The sequence below is a fragment of the Bacillus sp. ISL-45 genome (assembly GCF_018613195.1).
Classification (GTDB): domain Bacteria; phylum Bacillota; class Bacilli; order Bacillales; family Cytobacillaceae; genus Mesobacillus.
Window position 1 is genome coordinate 283,963 of sequence record NZ_JAGGQQ010000011.1, and the last position, 19,938, is coordinate 303,900.

Here is a 19,938-nt window from a genome sequence, read left to right on the forward strand (position 1 = left end):
TTAATCCAGCTCCAGCACCTAGCCCCTCGAGTCGCTTGTCTAGCTGCGGCTCCTAACTCCTCGAGACGCTTCGGTCCTGCCAATGAAGTCAAAGAACGACTTCACTGGAAGGCCCTCCGAGGCACACGATGTGCTAGACCCGCCAGCCACAGGACGTGGCGTCATAGGCGGGCAGCGCTTGTCGGGGCTGAACGAGGCGCTTGCGCTTTTTGTTCATAGTTCGCCTTTATACAATGCAAGGTAACCTAGCTTATGTGAGGTAAATGCACTCACGATAACGATGGTGACCAGTAAACATAACAACAGCCAATCCTTTTTAGAAACGGAGATTACTTTATAAAATTCTCGGTTTCTATCTCCTGTGAAACCTTTTGATTCCATTGCAACAGCTGTTCTTTCCGCTTTTCTAATCCCGCTTGCCAGCAGGGGAATTGCATACCTCTTTATTTGCTTAAGTTTATCCCGGAAAGTTATGGTTCTGCCTGCCCCTCTTATTCGATGGGCACTTCTGATAATACTGAACTCATCTTTTATCAAGGGGAGAAATTGATAACCTGCCATGATGGAATAGGCAATCTTGGGAGAAAGCCTGCATTGCTGCATCAAGCTAAGCAAAAAGTTAATCGGGTTTGTTGTAAGGGCAAATAAGAGTGAAAGGGAAGCGAAACTCAGTACTCTTAATCCAAGCGATATGCTTCTTTGGAATCCTTCCGCAGTAATGGTGATGAACCTCCATTCCCAGATGATACTGTCTCCAGGATCTACTCTAGGAAACAATAGTGATGACCAGACATAGACAATCGCCATAAAGAGAAAAGGAGAGAATAACAGGATCCACTTCTTAAAACTTACCTGTGCAAAACTAAATGTGATCACTATGGTCAAAACGAGACTTAACATGGGCGTGACTGGATCGAAAAATATCGACAGCAGCAAGATGCTGACAAGAATGCTCAGGGCTTTTATGCTAGGGTTCATCTCATTTAACAGCATATTTTCCCTCCAGGCGCATCTCCAGTTCCTTGAGGAATGGCAGTCTTAAACTTGCTCTCGTCAAAATTCCAGGTTGATTCCACAGCATTCCTGGAGCACCATAAAATATCATTTTTCCTTTTTCCATTACTAATACATTATCTGCGTAACGATCAACTAAATCCATATCATGTGTAATCATAATAATGCTTCCTGTCTCTGGTACGGCATGGACCGCAAAATCGATGATTTCCTTTGAAGTGACAGCATCCTGTCCAAATGTTGGTTCGTCCATAATCAGGACCTCCTGCCCGTTCACCAGCATGACAGCCACACTCAGTCTCCTTTTTTGTCCTTGGCTCAATGAGAATGGGTGACTGTTAACGTGGTCAGCCATACGAAGGGTTCTCAAAATATCTTTATTTTTATAATTTTGTGCCGTTTGCTCTTTCGATTGAAGACTGTAATTTATTTCTTCCATCACAGAATCAGTAATAAATTGGTGCTCAGGATTTTGGAATACGTATCCGAGTCTTCTCCACTTTTGTTCCTCAGGCCAGTCTCCTAAAGAGTGTCCATAAAATTTTATCTCGCCTTGTGATGTAATCAACCCGGCCAAACATTTTGAAAAAGTGGTCTTTCCGGATCCGTTTGAACCTGCTATTGCAATTATTTCACCACCATTAATCGATATAGAAATATCTTCAATTAATATATGATTGTCTTTCGAATAGCTGACATCCTTCACTTCGAAAATGGCTGGAGAGGGATTCGGTTTTTGCTTGCGAACCTCAGTTGTTAAGAACTTAATTGTATTTCCTATATCTTTACTATTTTCAATCAGCTCATCAATCGTCATAGGCAGGAAGGAGGACGTTAGCAATCCAGCCTCCTTAAGCTTCAACCCTGCGTCAATAGAGCGGGGTAACCAAATCCCTTCAATTGCCAGTTCTTTTGCAAAATGATTAAAACAAACACTAGGCGGACCATTAAAAAACAGTTCACCCGCAGAATTCAATATGATGCAGCGATCCATAATTTCAAGCCAATAATCCAGGTTATGCTCGATAACGAGGATACTGAACGAGTGTTTATTCTTTAATCTTTTTAACGTCCGGACCAATTCGAACCCTGAGGCGGGGTCTAGATTGGCAGTAGGTTCATCAAGTATTAATAATTCAGGTTCCATTGCCAATGCACAGGCAATCGCAAGTTTTTGCTTTTGCCCGCCGGAGAGTGAGTGAATCAGCCTGTGTTTAAAGTGCTTTATGTCTACTAAGTCAAGGGCATAATCTATCCTTTCTTTCATTTCCGATCTGGGAAACTGAATATTCTCTAATACAAAAGCTATTTCTTCCTCGACAGTCAGCATGCAAAACTGGGAATCAGGATCCTGCATGACCAATCCGACTTTTTGATTTATCTCTCCGGATTCGAAGGAGGATAATTCCTTGCCTCTGAACTTTATACTGCCGCTCATTATTCCATCAACAGACGCTGGATATAGATTATTCATGCAGTATGCGAGTGTGCTCTTACCTGAACCGCTTGGACCCAGTACAAGAATGTTCTCATTTTCATTAATATCAAAAGTGATATTCCTTAAAACATCCTTCTGATCATCCTCAAATCGGAACGTAACGTTTGACACTTCAAGAAATGGCAGACTAGGCTGAAATATCATGATTCTGCTTTGCCTTTCTGGCTTCCTTTCCAAGCGGGAAGCTATTCAATGCTCCTGTTTTAGCGAGGCTGTCGCTTATGTATTTACCTAAAAGACCTGCTAAGATTGCTCCGCTTATAAGCCTGACGACAAACATGGCTGTTACATAACCAGGTGATAGAGCGGAGAAGCCGCCTAAAAAGTAACCCCATGCGAAGCTGGTGATTGAGGACCCCATTCCTGCTGCTACAAGAACCCATGTAGAATAGTTCTTCCATTTGGTTGCCGCAAAAGCAGCTTCCGCCCCCAGTCCCTGGATAATCCCGGCCAGGATCAGACGCGGACCAACAGCGTTTCCAAGCATGACCTCGATTGTTGCTGCAATTGTTTCTGATAACGCCGCTGCTCCAGGCTTTCTGATGATGTAAGCAGCTATGATGGAAACGATGAACCAGATCCCGAAGATCAAGTCATAGCCGATTAGTCCGAACATGCCTACAAGCACATTGCCGAACTGTAAGAACAGAAGGTAGATTACGCCAAAAACGACTGCCAGTACAGATAAAACTACAACCTCTCGAAGTTTCCAGTTTGCGAGCATTATCGTTCCTCCTTACGGGAAGGACTGTTGGCCGACATGGTCACCGTCATAACAATATGTGAAGAATCACTGTTCCGGGCACCATCAAAAGCACTTTCTATTCCGGTAAAAACCTTATTGGCATCGCCATCCAATCTTGAGGCATAATGAACTCCTCCGCTAAAGACACCTTGCTGCTCAACAGTTTTTATTTGATCCATGATTACATTCATATATCCAGGAATTCCTAAAGGATAGAGAGCAAACTGGGCTGCGACCTCCTGGTTGATTTTTTGAGAACGCTCATCATTCATTACATTTGAATCTTCCGCCATAAAAGCATCCCCTGCACTGTCACCGGGACATCCATTTGAAAACGTGGCATTTAGGACCACATGATCTCCACCGATTGAAGCATTCAGGAATATGGCTTTAACAACGTCAAAAACATGTTCAGAACGTCCCCGCACACAGGTGCTGACATCATCTGTCTCCATCCAAACCTTTGACGTATCAACTTCCTTCAATGCAGAGAGGATAATGTCAACAAACCTGTCTGACATTGGGGAAATGGAAAACCTGGCCCCTGTAATCTCACTTGTACCGCAAAAAATCTCTTTCATACCATTACATCTCCTTTGTTCATTGGGTAGAAAACAAAAAACTGCATCCAGCGTGGTGGATGCAGTTGAATTCTATCGTCAGATAAAAAAAGATATAACGAAGAGCTTCGCCTGCACTTCCCCACGCTGGTATTATCCAGATCGGGTAATAAGGGTCAGAACAAAGTTCTTCTCAGCCAAAAGCTCCCCTAGTGCAAAAACCTATACAGTTGTTGTTTTCAAAATCATCTTAATGTAAATAGGCTGAATTGTAAATGGCTAATTTTCAAAATTTGATTCATTCGGAATGGTTATGGAAATACTTTCTCTGCCTGTAGCTTTCAAGGGTGCCCAGTTCCTTATTAAGAAGCCGCTCCATTTCCGCCAGTTCAGATTTAGATACAACTGGATCCTTTAAAGACCAATTAACAGTATATACGAAGTAGTATTCTTTGATTTGGCGGAATAAAACGACTGAATTTGGAAAAACATCGAATTGAGCTTTGATATTATATCTCTTTGTGTAAGACCATTTTGTAAGCTTCATAGAAATTCTCCATGTCATTCGAATTTTAATAGGGCAACAAGGAAGGTAAGTTTAAGCAGTTAAGTAATCCAGTTGTGAGGGAAAAAGAAACTCTATATAATTCCCAATTCCCGCAAGAAAAACAAATCTTGATATAAATTACCCTGTAAGAGGATAGGAAAAACAACATAGTGTTGTAAGGTGATAGATTATGTTAAAATAAAAGACGTTGCGGCAGAGTTAGCGACACATATCTACATAATATCAAACTGCTAGCAAGTTGATGAATAGTATTTTTTACATAGAAGTAAAGGATTTGGAGGGAAATCTGTTCCATGAATGAGGCCCAGAGAATTCAGTTGAATGTGAGAGTGTCCAAGGAAACATCTGATAAACTAGATGAGATTGTTGAATATTATCAAGAGAATACAAAAATCGGCAGGATATACAAAGGCGATGTATTAACAGATATAATAGAAAAATCATATGAGATCATGCAAAAGCAAAAGAAGTTGAATAGATAAGCCGGACCGAGCTCAAAGATTAATGATGTCCATGAAAAGATTTAGGTAAAACGGACTACGCCAAATTGTCAACGTTCAAATATGGCGAATTAGTGAACAAAACAGTTGCGTTAATCAATAATTAGTCGTATTATTTAAATAATCTGATAATGCGATAAGGTGGTTTTTGATTATGATGCGAATGGCAATTGCAGGTGTAGCCGGCTTTGTCCTTGTGTTCATTGAGTCATATATTGTAATGGTATTTAAACAGTATGAGACGATTGAGTTCGGTGGGATGGCCCCGTTTGTCAGTGTCTGGTCGATGAACTTTTTCCTCGTTTTCTCCATCCTGACTCATATTAAATTTTGGTATGAAGAAAGAGAAGCACAGCGGGAAGAAGATGCGGCGGAAAGAGACCGGTTCATTAGTTAAGGCTGTTTTCGTAAAGGTTGTTGTTAAAATCCTAAAGCCGATTTTAACGTAATATAAGGCCATTTGGCAGGTCGGTATTAAAGTTTGCATGCTCTTTTCTCGTAAAAGAGTCAACTTTGCGAAGAAAGACAGCCTATTTTGCAGTCGAATTGCAACCAAGTTTGAGAAAAGAGCCTTATTTAAAGCACTTTGTGTAAATACTTGCTTTACTAACCCTCAATAGGAAGAGAAAGGCTAATTGCCTTTCTCTTTTTATTTTTCTTTATTTTGATCTGTATCGATGCGGTCTCGTTCAGCCTCTTCAGCTGCTATTCTTAATTCCTGAAAAAATAACTGGTCATTGCATACCATACTGTGCTGTTCGTCTTCCTCATTGAAATGTTTATGGTTTTGTTTTTGGTCCATTCTCTCATCCTCCTGCTCTGTTTAGTATTTTGTATATTACTTCTTCCCTCAACAATAAGATTCATGCCTAGGGTTCCGTCGTTGTAAGTATTTACTAACGATTTTAAAACATGCAAAACGGATTCATTAACTTTTGCTTACAGTGGGAAACTATCTCTACTTTTCTAATGGAGGGAAGCGTGAATATAGTGAGATCGGTTTATCAATTTGATGATGACCAGCATTTTCTTAAAATTGATTTTCTAGTGGGGAATGAACAACAATCTTCGTGGCATGCTTATGTTTTTGATGAGAATTGGAATGACGTCATCAGTTCTGCCTCGGTTATTTCCGAATCCACGGCCGACAGTATGGAATATGCTTTTGAAAGCCTTGGAATCCATGGCAGGATTGCTGTCCTGGAAGCACTCAAACCTGGAGATTCACTAACAGAAGTGATTGATGTTTCTCTATTCCATCTGCAGGCATTGCTTTTTGTTTCAGCCATCATTGTTGTTGGAGATTACGGTGAACTAGAGAATTTGGGTTTTACTAAAGAAAAATCCACCAATGGAAAGACGCTGTATATTCTTTCCTCTGATGAAGCGGGAAATGATGCTTGCCGCTTTTTATAGTAAATAATCTCAAAGCCTTTACCTTAATCAGGTGGGGCTTTTTTTTTGTCCAATATGTTAATTTTTTTAATCTCCCTAAAAGCAAAAATGTGGAAGACGTACAAACAAATAATAACCTCTGTGGTTTTTTTGGAAGGTAAGAACTTTATTATAGAACAATGATTTTAATAATCTGTAATATCAGAGCCATTTTCAAAAAACTCTCATAAAAGTGGTTAAAGTCATTCGTGGTTTGGGTAGTGAGAAAGAGAGCGATTTCTATACAGAAAGGAAGATGAGGTCTTGTCTGGCAAAATAAATGTAACAATCAACGGTGCTGACGTTGCGGCTAAAGAAAATCAAACAATCCTTCAATACCTTTCAGATAGCTCGATAGAAGTGCCAAGTGTATGCTATCATCCAAGCCTTGGCCCAATTGAGACATGTGATACTTGTATTGTAGAAGTGAACGGAGAAATGGCCAGGTCTTGTTCGACAATCATGAAGGATGGGGATACCATCGACACAGTGGCACCAGATGTTAAGAAGGCACAAACAATGGCGATGGACAAGATTTTGTTTAATCATGAACTGTATTGTACTGTCTGTGACTACAATAATGGGATGTGTGAGGTACATAACACAGTAAAAGAAATGAAAATCAATCACCAGAGCATCCCATTTGATCAAAAGCCATATGAAAAAGATGAATCAAACCCTTTTTACCGATATGATCCTGATCAATGTATTTTATGCGGGAGATGCGTGGAAGCCTGTCAGGATGTACAGGTAACCGAGACGCTGAGAATCGATTGGGAACGTGAACGTCCACGTGTCATCTGGGATAATGATGTACCAATCAATGAATCCTCATGTGTTTCTTGTGGTCACTGTTCAACCGTATGTCCATGTAATGCAATGATGGAAAAAGGAATGGAAGGCGAAGCCGGCTTTTTGACAGGAATCGCAAAAGATACTTTGCGGCCAATGATTGAAATTACCAAGAATGTCGAGACTGGTTACGGGTCCATCCTGGCGATTTCCGATATGGAAGCCGCCATGCGTGAATCTAGAATCAAGAAAACCAAGACTGTTTGCACTTACTGCGGAGTGGGCTGCAGTTTTGATGTGTGGACGAAGGGGCGAGAAATCCTGAAGGTCGAGCCGCAGGTTGAAGCTCCAGCCAATGGAATTTCTACATGTATAAAAGGTAAATTCGGATGGGATTTCGTTAACAGCGAAGAGCGCCTGACCAAGCCGCTGATACGTGAAGGAGACAGCTTTAGAGAAGCAGAATGGGATGAGGCATTGAATCTCATCTCCAATAAATTTACAGAAATCAAGAATGAGTATGGCCCTGATTCTCTTGGCTTCATAACATCGTCTAAATGTACGAATGAAGAATCATATCTAATGCAAAAACTGGCAAGGTCTGTAATTGGAACAAATAATGTCGACAATTGCTCCCGATATTGCCAAACGCCTGCTACTGTTGGTTTGTTCAGAACAGTTGGACATGGTGGCGATGCTGGATCAATCACTGATATTGCAATGGCTGATTTGGTCATCATCGTCGGGTCCAATACAGCAGAAGCACATCCTGTCCTTGCAACCAGGGTGAAACGCGCCCAAAAGCTGACTGGGCAAAAAGTGATTGTCGCCGACCTTCGTGAGCATGAAATGGCTGACCGTGCTGATATGTTCGTAAGGCCAAAGGCAGGCAGTGACCTTGTCTGGATTTCCGCTGTCACTAAATACATTATCGACCAGGGCTGGGCTGATGAAGAATTCCTGAACAATAAAGTCAATGGACTTTCGGAATACGTTGACAGTCTTGAAGGATTCACTTTGGAATATGCAGAAAAAACAACTGGCCTTTCAAAAGATACGCTGATTGAGATTGCTGAGAGCATCCATAAAGCAAAAAGCGTTTGTGCACTATGGGCAATGGGAGTTACACAGCATATTGGCGGGAGTGACACCAGTACGGCGATTTCGAACCTATTGTTGATTACTGGAAATTACGGCCGTCCAGGAACGGGTGCATATCCACTGCGAGGACATAATAATGTCCAGGGAGCAGGCGATTTTGGCAGCAGCCCGGACTCACTGCCAGGGTACCAAAAGGTAACCGATGAAGAGGCGCGAATGAAGTTTGAACAAGCATGGGGAACCAGGCTGCCTGCTGAACCAGGGATCAATAACCATGACATGGTTGAAGGGATGCATAAAGAAACGCTTAAAGCCCTTTACATCAAGGGTGAAGAGATGGGCCTTGTGGATTCCAATATCAATCACGTCCAGGCCGGCTATGAGAAGCTCGACTTCTTTGTAGTCCAGGATGTATTCTTCTCCAGGACCGCACAATTTGCAGACGTTGTTCTGCCAGCAAGCCCAAGCTTTGAAAAAGAGGGCACATTTACGAATACCGAGCGAAGGATTCAGCGTTTGTATCAGGTATTCGAGCCAGTTGGTGAATCTAAGCCTGATTGGCAGATTCTGATTGAAGTCGCCAACCGCCTTGGTGCAGGCTGGACATATGAGCATCCTTCTGAAATCATGGCTGAAGCGGCAAGCCTAATGCCGATTTACTCTGGCGTGACGTATGAACGCCTTGAAGGGTACAAGAGCCTTCAATGGCCAGTACAACCGGATGGAACTGACAGTCCTGTATTGTATTTGGATGGCTTCCCATTCCCGGATGGGAAAGCACGTCTCTATCCAGTAAAATGGTCTATTCCGATTCAGTATGGAGAGGAATATGACATTCATGTCAATAATGGCCGTCTTCTTGAGCATTTCCATGAAGGTAACCTGACTTATAAGTCAGAGGGAATCACCTCGAAGACTCCTGAAACATTCCTTGAAGTCTCACCAGAGCTTGCAGAAGAAAGGGGCTTGAAGGATGGAACACTAGTGAGGCTGACGTCGCCGTATGGCAACGTTAAGGTCAGATGTGTTGTAACCGACAGAGTGCAAGGAAAGGAAGTCTATCTGCCTATGAACGACCAGGGTGATGCAGCCATCAATCTCCTGACAAGCAGCTATGGAGATAAAAACACGGATACTCCAGCGTATAAGGAGACGAAGGCCAAAATGGAAATCCTCCAACTTGAAGGAGTCAATCCTTTGCCAAGGAATAATTTCCGATACGGTAATCCACAGCCGCAAATCGGCGTCCAAGTCGAAAAGAAGTGGGCTCGTCCAGATTACAGCTTTCCAGGAGATCTTGTGAAAAAGGAGCGTACCCAGCATGGCTAAAGCAATCACTAACATCAATCGTATACAGTTGACAGAAGAACAAAAACGTAAGAGTGACCTGGAGGAAATCGAGTCTGCCTTGCTTGATAACAAGGATGCTATTTTACAGTCGATGGACATACTCAAGCATATGAATCAGCGCGGTGTGTTGTCGCTGTTGGACGGACTGTTTAGTGAAGGAGATAAGGTCTTAAATGTTCTTGTTAAAGCAGCAGACAAGCCAGAAGCTACCAATACAATCAAAAACCTGTTGCTGATGATTGGCGTTCTCGGTACAATCAATGTCCAGCAGCTTGAGCCTTTGCTGTTAAAATTGAATTCTGGCATTGCTAGAGTAGCAGAATATACGGATAGCGAGGATGAAGACAAGCTTGGCTATTTTGATATCGTCCGTTCTTTAAAAGACCCGGAAATAAACCGAGCGCTATCCCTGCTTTTTGAGTTTCTTAAAGGGATGGGTGAAGATACAGAGGGGCTTGAAAGAACCACACAACTACCGGAAAATCAGGATATCCACCAAAGCCAGGATGGTACGCTCGAGGAAAAGTAGTCTAATAGGCAGGCATCAAGCATTCCCGCTTGTTCGCCTGCTTTTTTAAGTTTCACTATCCAGCTTTATGGATAAAAGGAGATTACCGGAAAGTAAAACTCGAATCAGAGAGGATGGCTGTTGTGAAACCAGTCGAAGTCAAAAGGGAAATTCTTCGTTTTGGAGATGGCCAGGCCGAAAGCTTGGAAGACAGCATCGTAACGGAATATTCCGTCACCATTAAAGTGAATGGTCAGGAATTGGTTACGATGGTTTGTACTCCAGATTATATTGAAGAAATGGTCATTGGATACCTCGCGTCCGAAGGAATCATCAGGAAGTATTCAGATATTGAAGATATATGGATTCAGGAAAAAGAAGGGTTTGTCCATGTGAAAACTTCAAGAGTAAATCCCATTTACAAAAACTTGCAGGGTAAGCGTTACTTAACATCCTGCTGCGGGGCCAGCAGGGCAGGGTTTGTATTTGCGACAGATGCTATGACTGCAAAAAAACTCCATAAGGTCAAGACAGAAATCGAAGTGGAGGATTGCTTTAGGCTCATGGAAGAAATGCAGGATTCCGCTCACCTTTTCCAAAATACAGGGGGAGTCCATAACGCCTCTCTTTGCAGTTTGTTTGGTCCAGTTGTGTCGCGGATGGATATCGGCCGCCATAATGCCCTGGATAAAATTTTTGGGCATTGCTTAAAAAATGAAATTTCAATACACGATAAAGTAATTGTTTTCAGTGGACGGATTTCCTCAGAAATTTTATTGAAGGTAGCCAAAATCGGCTGCCCGATTGTATTATCCAAATCAGCTCCCACTGAACTTGCCTTGAAGCTAGCGGAGGAACTGGGGATTACGACAATTGGCTTTATCAGGAATCGATCACTTAATGTCTACACACACCCGGAACGGGTTGCTGAGGCAAAATACGGAGCCAAGGAAAGCCAGGTTGAATAAGCCTGGTTTTTATAAATCAGGCAAGGCTTAGGAAATTAGAATTCCCAGTCATATAGGGAGGGATTAGGAACTCTGTATAAGGTATGTAAAAGTATGGAAAAATGGAGGTGATAGCTGAAGGAGTGATAGAATGGGTGAAAAGGAAATGGAAGATATGTTCGAATGGGCAGGTTTAGCTGATGTTTATGAGCAGCATGGTTATAAAATGTGGCTGAGCGGCCTTGAAGATAACATTGATGTCGAACTATTGGATCATTTTTCGGACGCTTATTCATTTGAAAGTGCCGAAACCATGTTTTATGACGAGTTTTTGTTCCACTTAAGAATTTTCAAGAATATAAGCAAGAATAATGAGCTGCCTCACCGATTTTGGTGAGTGGAGAGAGAGATAGTCAACATTGGAGAGGAGAATGAGAATATGAAGCCGATTAGCGATCATTTACGGGAGAATCTGGACGTTATTTTTGTCGGTTTCAATCCCAGCATCCGGTCATCAGAAACAGGTCATCATTACGCTAACCCAAACAATAGATTCTGGAAGATTCTTTTTGAAGCTGGCATCACACCAAGGAAATATGACTCTTCGGAGGATTATAAACTCCTGGATATAGGCTGCGGGATGACGAACATTGTTGCGCGGCCAACTAAAGCAGCAGATGAGATTACGAAAGATGAATACCAGCAGGGAAAACTTGAACTAAGACAAAAGATTGAAAAATATAGTCCGAGAATTGTTTGTTTTGTCGGTAAGGGTGTCTACCAGCAATATAGCGGCAAAAAAGATATTCCATGGGGGAAGCAGGATAAATCTGTTGTTGCTGGAACGGTCGATTTTGTAGCGCCCTCCTCAAGCGGACTTGTGAGGATGAAAATGGATCAAGTAGTGGGGATTTATAAAGAACTCCCTCTTTTGATATCCAAGGAAAGGACCTGACTATGGTCCTTTCTTTATAATATCAGAATTTATATCATTTCAACTTTGAGAATTGTCCAGCTCCAGCGCCTAGCCAGTTTTCATCCCTGAGGGTGCTTCGTGGAGTATCTTGCGTGAAGCGGTAGCTTTGAGCAGCTCGAGACGTTTATCTAGCTGCGGCTTCTAACTCCTCGAAACACTTCGGCCCTGCCGGTGAAGTCAAAGAACGACTTAACTATCAGGTCCTCCAGTGCTTGTCGGAGTTGGACAGTCGCCTATGCTTTTTGATTTCGGTCCTGCCAATGAAGTCAAAGAGCGACTTCACAGTCAGGCCCTCCGAGGCACACGATGTGCTAGATCCGCCAGCAACAGGACGTGGCGTTTAGGCGGACAGCGCTTGTCTGGGCTGACCAAGGCGCTTGCGTTTTCCTTGTTCTACAAGGGCATCGATAACCTGATCATATCCCTGCACTGGATCCCATTTTCAAAAATAGGTTCTTCATAATTCCTTATAAAAAAATCATGATCTATTCCAGTGATTCTGAAGCCAACCTTTTGATAAAGAGCCAGTTGATTGATACTTGAATTCCCTGTACCGATTTCAACTTTTTTATACCCCTCTTCAACTGCAGTTTGAATTGCATGCTCGATCAGGAGGGTACCTAAACCCCTCCCTTGGTGAGATTCATCGACTGCCAGATTCATAATTTCGATGGTATGATTACTAACCGGCACCAGTAAGATTACCCCGGTAGTATCACCGTTTTCTGATTCCATAACATAGCACAAACCCTTATCTAAATATCCTGAAACCAAATCCCGAGAAGGGTCTGCCATGAGCAGAAGATTCCAAGGCGGCTGTTCGCCTTCTTTTAACTGTCTAACGTACATGTGTTTTCTCCTTGAATAGAAGTAGATAAATGATCTTGATTAAGAGGTACCCAATTGCACCTCCTATTGTGTTAAGGATGATATCATCGATGTCAAAACTGCCAACCCTTGTGGCAAACTGGAGGATTTCCACCGAGGAAGTCGCCAGAAAGACAGTACTGGTCGTTCGCCAGAATCCCATCAACCGTTTAAACAGCCAGGGAAGGAAGATTCCTAAGGGGAAAAAGGCAAGAACATTGCCAAATAAGTTGGACATCCAGATATTTTTATTGATGTGCGAAGAAGCTTTTATGTAATCTGTGATTGTTTTAAATGGGATGATGTTATCAGGGTTTGAGCCTGCAGAATTGATTTCATACGCAGCCTGCCGATATGGGCTGAGAAACAACAAAATGACGGCAATGATGATGTAGATAATGAATAAAGTATAGGAAATTGCTGAGATCCATTTCTTGTACTTAATATCTATTAGATTTAGCATAACTTCTCCTTGAATTGATAAAAAATAAAAGCAAACAATGATATTTTAAAAGAAACATAGACATTTTTGAAAAAGACATACTAGATCTTAATTACCCAAACCGGCGATAGATTAATTAGAAATTAATATCTCTATATTAGTAATTAAAATAAAAACCTTGCCATATGGCAAGGTTCGACAATATATTTGGTCATCCTGCCAAGGCAGGGCCCCTGCCGTCCGTACAGTGGTTAAGTGTCCCGCAACAAGCGAATGTCCGGCAGAGGCAGTTATATTTTAACACAAACATGTTGGAAAAATACAATGTGAAGGTGGATACTTTTATTTTTATTTGTAATAGTGGTATGATAACAATGATTTTAACACAAGGAGATGATTTACATGGCTAAAAAAGGATACATACAAATGCAAAATGGTGAAAAAATCGAATTCGAACTATACCCAAACGAAGCACCTGGTACAGTTGAAAACTTTGAGAAGCTTGCAAACGAAGGCTTCTATAATGGTTTAAACTTCCACCGAGTAATTCCTGGCTTTGTTAGTCAGGGAGGATGCCCTAACGGAACAGGGACTGGCGGTCCTGGATACACGATCAAGTGTGAAACAGAAGGTAATCCGCATAAGCACGAACCGGGTTCACTTTCAATGGCTCACGCAGGAAAAGATACAGGCGGCAGCCAGTTCTTCATCGTTCATGAATCACAGCCGCACTTAAATGGTGTGCACACTGTTTTCGGGAAAGTTACTTCCAATTTGGAAGCTGCTAAAGCGATGAGCAACGGTGATGTTATGGAAAAGGTTATTGTAACAGAAGAATAGGATCGTCTTAAAAAAAGAGCCTGAAGGCTCTTTTTTTTGTACTTATTTACCCATTGAAGCGAACATACGCTCTTGTTATAATGAATCAAAGGAAATTTGTATAAAATTGTTAAGTTGAAGAGTCTAATGTTCAATAAATTTGACTAAACTATCTAATATATATAAAATTAGATTAATTAGTCTAATTTGAGGTGTTAGGTGGAATGGCAATGCAGCCAGTGTCAATATTTATAATGGATGTAACGAAGTCTTCCTCTGCAGGTTATGGCGAGGAGCTGAGTGATTATTTAGGGCAGCTAGTGACATATATAAATAAATGGTATGAAGGAATCGGTTCTATACAAATTAAGCACCGGTCTGGCGACGAGCTTATTTTCCTGGCCGAAGGCTATTCATCTGCTTTTATTGCAGCCTTTTATATCAGCACGATTTGGAAGTATGAAAAACACATTCCGTATTTTGGGCTTGCCTATGGCAGGCTGGATAAGAATGTAGAAGAAATTGATATTGAAAAGTTGATCCATCCATTGGCGAAGCAGGCACGAAACGCGAATGACCATCTAAAAAAACAGAAGGACAGGGAATCTTTCTTTTTTCAAGGACATGATGGTGAATCGGATTTGCAGACATTAATTAATGGCATGCTCATGCTGCAGCATGTATTGAGAATGGATCAAACTGATGTACAACGGCTTGTATGCTCGCTTTATCTTCTTTACGGCAAGCAAAATGCTGTAGCAGACCTTCTCGATCGCTCGGCTCCTACGGTTTACAGCCATTTCAAGAAGGGGCATTGCGAGCATATCATTCGCAGCTTCCGAGATATCGTCAGCGTTTTGGATGCACGTCAGGCACAGGAGTTTCCGGAAATAGGAAATAGCCAAACAAAGGTTCTTGAAGACAGCATTAGAACAAAAATTAAAAGCCAGGTGCAGGATATTTTCAGCTTCTAGATTCTGGTGAAAGGAGCGCTCATGCTTTTATTAAGTTTGATTATGGCACATCTACTAGCCGATTTTTACCTTCAGACGGATCGAATGGTACAGGACAAGCTGAAGAACCTTAAAAAGCATATACTCCATCATTTCCTGGTGAATACAATTGTACTTGCGGCAGGCTGGCTCTTTTTTTATCAGCAGAATAATCCCGTCATGACTGTCATATGGCCGGTGCTGTTCATCACAGCTACACATCTAACGATTGACCTGGTGAAAATCAAGCTTGTGGATCAATTTACGGCAAGCGAAAATTTGAATAAACTCTGGTTTTTCATATTAGACCAGCTGCTGCATATTTTCATGCTTTTGATAGCGATGCAGTTATTTTATAAAATAACGCTAGTTTCCAATGTTAATAGATTTATAGAGCTTCTGTCTGAAGATGGGCGCCAATTAGACGCTTCTAGTACAATCCTTGTCATTGCCATTATTTTAATATTGGGAACAACGGTCAGCGGACATATAATCCGCATCCTTCTCGGCTCTCTGCCCGGGCAGCTGCTGACGTTTGAAGGGAAATATACATTTAAAAATGAGTTGAGTGAGCCGGCATATCAGAAAACCAGCAAAGGTGAAAAGGGTTTATCCGAGCAATACAGCTATATGATCTTCAATAAACACGATATGTCACGCGGGAAGCTGATTGGCTATATCGAGCGACTGCTGGTAATTTTACTCACATACTACAGTTCATATCCGGCAATCGCCTTCATTGTTACTGCCAAATCAATCGCCCGTTTTAAGCAAATGGATGATCGTGACTGGGCGGAATACTTTCTGCTTGGTACTTTGACGTCCATGTTCTTAGGTATCGTGTTCGGTATCCTTTTAAGAGAAATAGTGAATTAGGAGTACTTAATTACACTATTGATGCTTTTAGAATAACTGCAAGCCTTATTTTTCGGCTCGGATGGTACAATTTTTAAAGAGCAAAGTGATAATCGTCAATAGCGGAGTGATTAGAATGAACATCGTCCTTTTCAATAAAGATTTGCGCATTTCCGACAATCAGCCCTTAGCTGAAGCAGCCAGAGCGGGGGAGGTATTGCCGCTGTATGTATTTGAGCCTTCACAGTGGGAGGATACGCCGCTTTCCGCGCGCCATTTTCAATTTGTTGTTGAAAGTCTGGAAGAGCTGGCAAAAGGAATTGAGAGTCTGGGCGGAAAACTCTTTCTGGCTATCGATGAGATGGAGACGGTTCTCGAAAAATTGCTGTATCATTATGATTCTATAAACTTATATGCGCACATTAATAGTAGCTTTATAGATATAGTTAAGGAATGGGCGAAGCAAAAAGAGCAGCTTCTTTTTGCTTATGGTCCGGAACTTGATAATGTCCCGGGGAGGCTGTTTAATAATCGTTTGAACGCTTATTTAAATGAATCGCTAGCTGAAGTTCCAAACAAAATTGATGTAACGTCAAAAATCCCTGATCTACTGTTTGCTGATTTTAAAAGATTTCAGAAATTGAGATTTAAAGGAAATAAGATCCGCTATGGCCAGCAAGGGGGAGAATTAAAGGCTATTGAAACGCTGGATTCATTCCTCGAAGGCAGATTCGCAAACTATATTGAAAATCACCAAAAACCCCTGCCTTCCTCGCTTTCATCATCCAGGCTTTCTGCTTATATAACATGGGGAAATATTTCGGTCAGGACCATATTTCAGAAAACGGATGAAAAATTGCAAGCATGTGAGCTGGAGGAAGACCAGATTCAGCTAGAAGAGTTTTTATCAAAGCTTAATAAACGGGCAAAAATTTGCAGTTTGAGAATGGACGATCAGCAACAGGCAGATGTAAATGAAATCAAAAGGGATTACAATGAAGAGTGGTTTCGGCGCTGGCTTCAGGGAAGGACAGGAATCCCGATGGTTGATGCGGCTATGAGGAGTCTGGATAAAACGGGTTGGATGAACTTTCCGTTGCGGGCTATGGTTACTTCTTTTATTGCTAACACCTTATTGCTGGATGAGAAGAAGGTATCTGCTTCCCTCGCAGAGTTGTACTTAGATTATGAACCAGCTGTACATGATTTCTATATCCAGCAGCTAGTCGAGACGAAAGGGAAGATGAAAATCATAGATCCTGTAAAGGCCGGCAGACAGCTTGATCCGGATGGCACGTTCATCCGCCGATATGTGACTGAGTTAAGCAAGCTTCCGGACGAATACATACACGAACCATGGCTATACCCTGCTTTTTATCAGCTTGGCTATGAAGCGCCAATGGTCGATGTGAAAAAGGCTTGTAAACATGCCAGGCTTCAATACCGGACCATAAAGAGCAAAGGAACTCCTGGCCGGAAAAAAGAAAAGGAAGGAGAAACCGAGCAGCTATCCTTTGATTTCTAGAGACGACTCTGCTAACTCTGTCCTCCCTTTGAAGTAGGTCAGGGAAACTCCCATAAGGGTTATCACACCGCCTGCTGCTGTCATGACTCCCGGTACTTCCCCCAGCCAGAACCAGGCGATAATGAAAGAAGCAGCAGGTGTCAGGTAAAGGGAACTTGCTGCTTCAGAGGCTCCGGATTGAGCTGTAATATAAGCTATAGCAAAGTAAGCAACCACCGTAGGGAAAAGTCCGAGATAAATAGCACTAATCGTTGCTCCCAAGGGGGCTTCAGCTATCTGAGATTCAATTCCAGGAGCAAAGAAACCCATGAAAATGGTGGCCGCCCAAATAGTATAGGCAGTAAAAGGAAGGGCACCATACTTTTCTAAGTAATTTTTTTGGAACACAAAGTAAAGTGATTCAGATAATGAAGCAATCAATATTAACAGTACGCCAATGCCCAGCTCGAATCCACCGCCGGCCCCGATGGAAATGAGAACAATTCCTGTCATGCTGATCATGGCGCCGGACCAGTACCATTTACCGGTGCGCTCCTGGAAGAACATCCTCCCTAACAATCCAATAAAAACGGGTGAAGTAGAAACAAGCAGACTTGCGGCACCTGCACTGACAGTTTGTTCACCAAAATTCAGCGCGGTTTGATAGACTGCGAATCCCAAAAATCCAAACATGAATATAACAGGCCAATCTTTTATTTCCGGAAGCTTCATTTTTGTTAATACAGCGTAGCAAAGAAGTGCCGATGACCCGACCAAAAGCCGCAAGAATGACAAGTGCTCGGGTGAATAGGCTTCGAGACCATGCCTGATCCCCGCAAAAGCCGATCCCCATAATAAAATAACGAGTAAGTGTGCTGCTGCCATTCTTATGTCCATGTAATCCACCCCTCTTAAAAACCATCCAATTTCCGTTACATATTAGTTTTATCTTTTAAATATAACTAGGTCTTGGTAAAATGTATCCAACCAATAGGGGTATTTTAAAACCAACCAATTTTGAATGGAGCAGGAGACATGAAAGCGCCTAAATACAAAGTGATCATCGATTACATAAAAGAGCAGATTACAAACGGGATTTGGCCAGTTGGCAGCAGGCTCCCGAGTCAGCGAGACCTTGCAAAACAATTCGGTGTAAACAGAAGCACAGTCGTAACTGCACTGGATGAATTAGCTGCTGATGGACTTGTAGAGGGGAAGCTGGGGATGGGGACGGTGGTCGTTAACAATACCTGGACACTCATGCGGTCTGCGCCACCGGTAAATTGGAATGAACAAGTGGCACTGGGCACCCATCAGGCAAGCCTGTCGACAGTACAGGCTATAAATCTGGCAGAATCCGATGAGAATTTGATCCAGCTGAGTAAAGGGGAACTCTCCAAGGATTTATTTCCGCTGGCAGAAATGAGAGCTGTTTTAACAAAGATTGGACAGGATCTGGAGCCGTTCGGTTATGAGGATCCGAAAGGAAACCTGAAGTTGCGGGAAGAGATTGCTAGGTATCTTAATCAAAAGGGAATTATCGTCGATGCATCGTCCATTTTAATCGTTTCTGGTGCTTTACAGGCTTTGCACCTGATTTCGATTGGGTTATTGAAAAGTGAGTCAACTGTGTTCCTCGAGGATTCATCTTACTTATACTCTTTATCAACTTTCCAGTCTGCAGGGATGAAACTCCAGGGAATCCCGTTAGACAAGGATGGCATCATGCCCGGGATGATAAAGGCGTCGCATCACAGTAAGAAATCGGTGCTGTACTGCCATCCGAATTTCCATAATCCTACTGGTACTCTTATGGGCGAAAACAGAAGGCAGGAACTGCTCAAACTGGCTGAGAGTGCCCAGCTTCCCATCATTGAAGATGATGTGTACGGCGATTTATGGCTGGATTCTCCTCCGCCGTCCCCCATTAAATCGCACGACCGGCACGGAAATGTTTTATATCTAGGCAGCCTTTCAAAAAGCCTGAATCCTGGATTGAGAATTGGATGGATCGCCGGGCCTCAAGCGGTCATTGATCGGCTGGCTGACCTGAAAATGCAGACTGACTACGGTTCAAGTTCTCTATCGCAGCGAGCTGCCGCAGAATGGCTATCCAGCGGATTGTATGACCAGCATTTGGCAAATGTTAGAAAGCAGTTAAGAGTACGAAGGAATGCGGCATTGGAAGCAATGGAAATACACTTAAGCCGTTATGCCGAATGGGAAAAACCTGCAGGCGGATTTTTCATATGGGTAAAAATGAATCCTGCTATCTCATTGCCTGATTTGTATAGAAAAGCTCTCGCGAATGGGGTGCTGATCAATCCCGGGAGAATTTATGCAACGCAAAAAATGCAGCACTTCAGGCTTTCTTTTGCGAATGCACGGGTTGAGGATATAACAAAGGGAATCGCTATATTAGAATCGCTGATCGAAGACTGCTAGAATAGAAGATATATATTAATT

General features: G+C 42.3%; 22 protein-coding genes and 1 riboswitch. Of the genes, 13 read left to right on the plus strand and 9 right to left on the minus strand.

The genetic code is table 11. From position 1 onward, the window contains the following. Positions 1-213: 213 nt before the first annotated feature. The 5 genes from J7E35_RS16255 to J7E35_RS16275 form a co-directional block, all read right to left on the minus strand. The gene (locus J7E35_RS16255; protein ID WP_214781409.1) at positions 214-993 is read right to left on the minus strand and encodes an energy-coupling factor transporter transmembrane component T family protein; all 780 of its coding nucleotides are present in this window, start codon (positions 991-993) and stop codon (positions 214-216) included. Then, complete coding sequence (locus tag J7E35_RS16260) at positions 980-2,623, minus strand: ABC transporter ATP-binding protein (RefSeq protein ID WP_214781411.1); 1,644 nt, start codon at positions 2,621-2,623, stop codon at positions 980-982. The genes J7E35_RS16255 and J7E35_RS16260 overlap by 14 nt, the downstream gene beginning before the upstream one ends. Before the next feature lie 16 nt (positions 2,624-2,639). After that, positions 2,640-3,236, minus strand: coding sequence for an ECF transporter S component (locus J7E35_RS16265; RefSeq protein ID WP_214781413.1), 597 nt, complete (start codon positions 3,234-3,236; stop codon positions 2,640-2,642). Further along, a complete protein-coding gene (locus J7E35_RS16270) occupies positions 3,236-3,838 on the minus strand; it encodes a YkoF family thiamine/hydroxymethylpyrimidine-binding protein (protein WP_214781415.1) in 603 nt (200 codons plus the stop codon). Before J7E35_RS16270 ends, J7E35_RS16265 begins: the two co-directional genes overlap by 1 nt. Before the next feature lie 101 nt (positions 3,839-3,939). Then, positions 3,940-4,038: riboswitch (TPP riboswitch) on the minus strand. Between the two features lie 77 nt (positions 4,039-4,115). Next, positions 4,116-4,364, minus strand: a complete 249-nt coding sequence (locus J7E35_RS16275; RefSeq protein ID WP_214781417.1) for a hypothetical protein — start codon at positions 4,362-4,364, stop codon at positions 4,116-4,118. Positions 4,365-4,678: 314 nt separating this feature from the next. Here J7E35_RS16275 and J7E35_RS16280 point away from each other — a divergent pair, with 314 nt between their 5' ends. Further along, positions 4,679-4,867, plus strand: a complete 189-nt coding sequence (locus tag J7E35_RS16280; protein ID WP_192471732.1) for a hypothetical protein — start codon at positions 4,679-4,681, stop codon at positions 4,865-4,867. A gap of 172 nt (positions 4,868-5,039) precedes the next feature. After that, positions 5,040-5,282, plus strand: a complete 243-nt coding sequence (locus J7E35_RS16285) for a hypothetical protein (protein WP_192471733.1) — start codon at positions 5,040-5,042, stop codon at positions 5,280-5,282. 252 nt (positions 5,283-5,534) lie between these two features. Here the strand turns inward: J7E35_RS16285 and J7E35_RS16290 are convergent, their stop codons facing one another. After that, on the minus strand, positions 5,535-5,687 hold the full coding sequence (locus J7E35_RS16290) for a hypothetical protein (RefSeq protein ID WP_214781418.1): 153 nt from the start codon (positions 5,685-5,687) through the stop codon (positions 5,535-5,537). A gap of 179 nt (positions 5,688-5,866) precedes the next feature. On the opposite strand from J7E35_RS16290, the gene J7E35_RS16295 reads away from it, so the two are divergent. The 6 genes from J7E35_RS16295 (at position 5,867) to mug (ending at position 11,972) form a co-directional block, all read left to right on the plus strand. Further along, on the plus strand, positions 5,867-6,301 hold the full coding sequence (locus J7E35_RS16295; RefSeq protein ID WP_214781420.1) for a hypothetical protein: 435 nt from the start codon (positions 5,867-5,869) through the stop codon (positions 6,299-6,301). A gap of 282 nt (positions 6,302-6,583) precedes the next feature. Next, positions 6,584-9,541, plus strand: coding sequence for a formate dehydrogenase subunit alpha (gene fdhF / locus J7E35_RS16300; RefSeq protein ID WP_214781422.1), 2,958 nt, complete (start codon positions 6,584-6,586; stop codon positions 9,539-9,541). Next, complete coding sequence (locus J7E35_RS16305) at positions 9,534-10,091, plus strand: helical membrane plugin domain-containing protein (protein ID WP_214781424.1); 558 nt, start codon at positions 9,534-9,536, stop codon at positions 10,089-10,091. Before fdhF ends, J7E35_RS16305 begins: the two co-directional genes overlap by 8 nt. A 122-nt stretch (positions 10,092-10,213) precedes the next feature. Continuing rightward, on the plus strand, positions 10,214-11,038 hold the full coding sequence (gene fdhD, locus J7E35_RS16310; RefSeq protein ID WP_214781427.1) for a formate dehydrogenase accessory sulfurtransferase FdhD: 825 nt from the start codon (positions 10,214-10,216) through the stop codon (positions 11,036-11,038). 130 nt (positions 11,039-11,168) lie between these two features. Next, a complete protein-coding gene (locus tag J7E35_RS16315) occupies positions 11,169-11,414 on the plus strand; it encodes a hypothetical protein (RefSeq protein WP_214781429.1) in 246 nt (81 codons plus the stop codon). 42 nt (positions 11,415-11,456) lie between these two features. Then, complete coding sequence (mug, locus tag J7E35_RS16320; protein WP_214781431.1) at positions 11,457-11,972, plus strand: G/U mismatch-specific DNA glycosylase; 516 nt, start codon at positions 11,457-11,459, stop codon at positions 11,970-11,972. Positions 11,973-12,386: 414 nt separating this feature from the next. Here the strand turns inward: mug and J7E35_RS16325 are convergent, their stop codons facing one another. Both J7E35_RS16325 and J7E35_RS16330 read right to left on the minus strand, forming a co-directional pair. Next, entirely contained in the window at positions 12,387-12,842 is a 456-nt protein-coding gene (locus J7E35_RS16325; RefSeq protein ID WP_214781433.1) for a GNAT family N-acetyltransferase, read from the minus strand. Beyond that, on the minus strand, positions 12,832-13,323 hold the full coding sequence (locus J7E35_RS16330; RefSeq protein ID WP_214781435.1) for a VanZ family protein: 492 nt from the start codon (positions 13,321-13,323) through the stop codon (positions 12,832-12,834). The genes J7E35_RS16325 and J7E35_RS16330 overlap by 11 nt, the downstream gene beginning before the upstream one ends. Positions 13,324-13,704: 381 nt before the next feature. On the opposite strand from J7E35_RS16330, the gene J7E35_RS16335 reads away from it, so the two are divergent. From J7E35_RS16335 to J7E35_RS16350, 4 genes are all read left to right on the plus strand, one after another. Further along, on the plus strand, positions 13,705-14,142 hold the full coding sequence (locus J7E35_RS16335; RefSeq protein ID WP_214781438.1) for a peptidylprolyl isomerase: 438 nt from the start codon (positions 13,705-13,707) through the stop codon (positions 14,140-14,142). A gap of 209 nt (positions 14,143-14,351) precedes the next feature. Further along, positions 14,352-15,095, plus strand: coding sequence for a hypothetical protein (locus J7E35_RS16340; protein ID WP_214781440.1), 744 nt, complete (start codon positions 14,352-14,354; stop codon positions 15,093-15,095). A gap of 21 nt (positions 15,096-15,116) precedes the next feature. After that, positions 15,117-15,989, plus strand: a complete 873-nt coding sequence (locus tag J7E35_RS16345) for a DUF3307 domain-containing protein (RefSeq protein WP_285290799.1) — start codon at positions 15,117-15,119, stop codon at positions 15,987-15,989. A gap of 61 nt (positions 15,990-16,050) precedes the next feature. Next, positions 16,051-17,493, plus strand: a complete 1,443-nt coding sequence (locus J7E35_RS16350; RefSeq protein WP_214781444.1) for an FAD-binding domain-containing protein — start codon at positions 16,051-16,053, stop codon at positions 17,491-17,493. Here the strand turns inward: J7E35_RS16350 and J7E35_RS16355 are convergent. Further along, positions 17,476-18,369, minus strand: coding sequence for a DMT family transporter (locus tag J7E35_RS16355; RefSeq protein WP_214781446.1), 894 nt, complete (start codon positions 18,367-18,369; stop codon positions 17,476-17,478). The two genes, J7E35_RS16350 and J7E35_RS16355, sit on opposite strands and share 18 nt — an antisense overlap. A gap of 138 nt (positions 18,370-18,507) precedes the next feature. On the opposite strand from J7E35_RS16355, the gene pdxR reads away from it, so the two are divergent. Further along, complete coding sequence (gene pdxR / locus J7E35_RS16360) at positions 18,508-19,917, plus strand: MocR-like pyridoxine biosynthesis transcription factor PdxR (protein WP_214781448.1); 1,410 nt, start codon at positions 18,508-18,510, stop codon at positions 19,915-19,917. Positions 19,918-19,938 lie beyond the last annotated feature (21 nt).

What these genes read in the sequence shown, in the direction of transcription:
- J7E35_RS16290 (WP_214781418.1), bottom strand. Translation starts at nt 5,687, where the DNA reads ATGGACCAAAAACAAAACCATAAACATTTCAATGAGGAAGACGAACAG.
- J7E35_RS16340 (WP_214781440.1), top strand. Translation starts at nt 14,352, where the DNA reads ATGCAGCCAGTGTCAATATTTATAATGGATGTAACGAAGTCTTCCTCT.
- J7E35_RS16280 (WP_192471732.1), top strand. Translation starts at nt 4,679, where the DNA reads ATGAATGAGGCCCAGAGAATTCAGTTGAATGTGAGAGTGTCCAAGGAA.
- pdxR (WP_214781448.1), top strand. Translation starts at nt 18,508, where the DNA reads ATGAAAGCGCCTAAATACAAAGTGATCATCGATTACATAAAAGAGCAG.
- J7E35_RS16325 (WP_214781433.1), bottom strand. Translation starts at nt 12,842, where the DNA reads ATGTACGTTAGACAGTTAAAAGAAGGCGAACAGCCGCCTTGGAATCTT.
- J7E35_RS16335 (WP_214781438.1), top strand. Translation starts at nt 13,705, where the DNA reads ATGGCTAAAAAAGGATACATACAAATGCAAAATGGTGAAAAAATCGAA.
- J7E35_RS16285 (WP_192471733.1), top strand. Translation starts at nt 5,040, where the DNA reads ATGATGCGAATGGCAATTGCAGGTGTAGCCGGCTTTGTCCTTGTGTTC.
- J7E35_RS16345 (WP_285290799.1), top strand. Translation starts at nt 15,117, where the DNA reads ATGCTTTTATTAAGTTTGATTATGGCACATCTACTAGCCGATTTTTAC.
- J7E35_RS16350 (WP_214781444.1), top strand. Translation starts at nt 16,051, where the DNA reads ATGGTACAATTTTTAAAGAGCAAAGTGATAATCGTCAATAGCGGAGTG.
- J7E35_RS16275 (WP_214781417.1), bottom strand. Translation starts at nt 4,364, where the DNA reads ATGAAGCTTACAAAATGGTCTTACACAAAGAGATATAATATCAAAGCT.
- mug (WP_214781431.1), top strand. Translation starts at nt 11,457, where the DNA reads ATGAAGCCGATTAGCGATCATTTACGGGAGAATCTGGACGTTATTTTT.
- J7E35_RS16305 (WP_214781424.1), top strand. Translation starts at nt 9,534, where the DNA reads ATGGCTAAAGCAATCACTAACATCAATCGTATACAGTTGACAGAAGAA.
- J7E35_RS16265 (WP_214781413.1), bottom strand. Translation starts at nt 3,236, where the DNA reads ATGCTCGCAAACTGGAAACTTCGAGAGGTTGTAGTTTTATCTGTACTG.
- J7E35_RS16270 (WP_214781415.1), bottom strand. Translation starts at nt 3,838, where the DNA reads ATGAAAGAGATTTTTTGCGGTACAAGTGAGATTACAGGGGCCAGGTTT.
- J7E35_RS16330 (WP_214781435.1), bottom strand. Translation starts at nt 13,323, where the DNA reads ATGCTAAATCTAATAGATATTAAGTACAAGAAATGGATCTCAGCAATT.
- J7E35_RS16255 (WP_214781409.1), bottom strand. Translation starts at nt 993, where the DNA reads ATGCTGTTAAATGAGATGAACCCTAGCATAAAAGCCCTGAGCATTCTT.
- J7E35_RS16355 (WP_214781446.1), bottom strand. Translation starts at nt 18,369, where the DNA reads ATGGACATAAGAATGGCAGCAGCACACTTACTCGTTATTTTATTATGG.
- J7E35_RS16315 (WP_214781429.1), top strand. Translation starts at nt 11,169, where the DNA reads ATGGGTGAAAAGGAAATGGAAGATATGTTCGAATGGGCAGGTTTAGCT.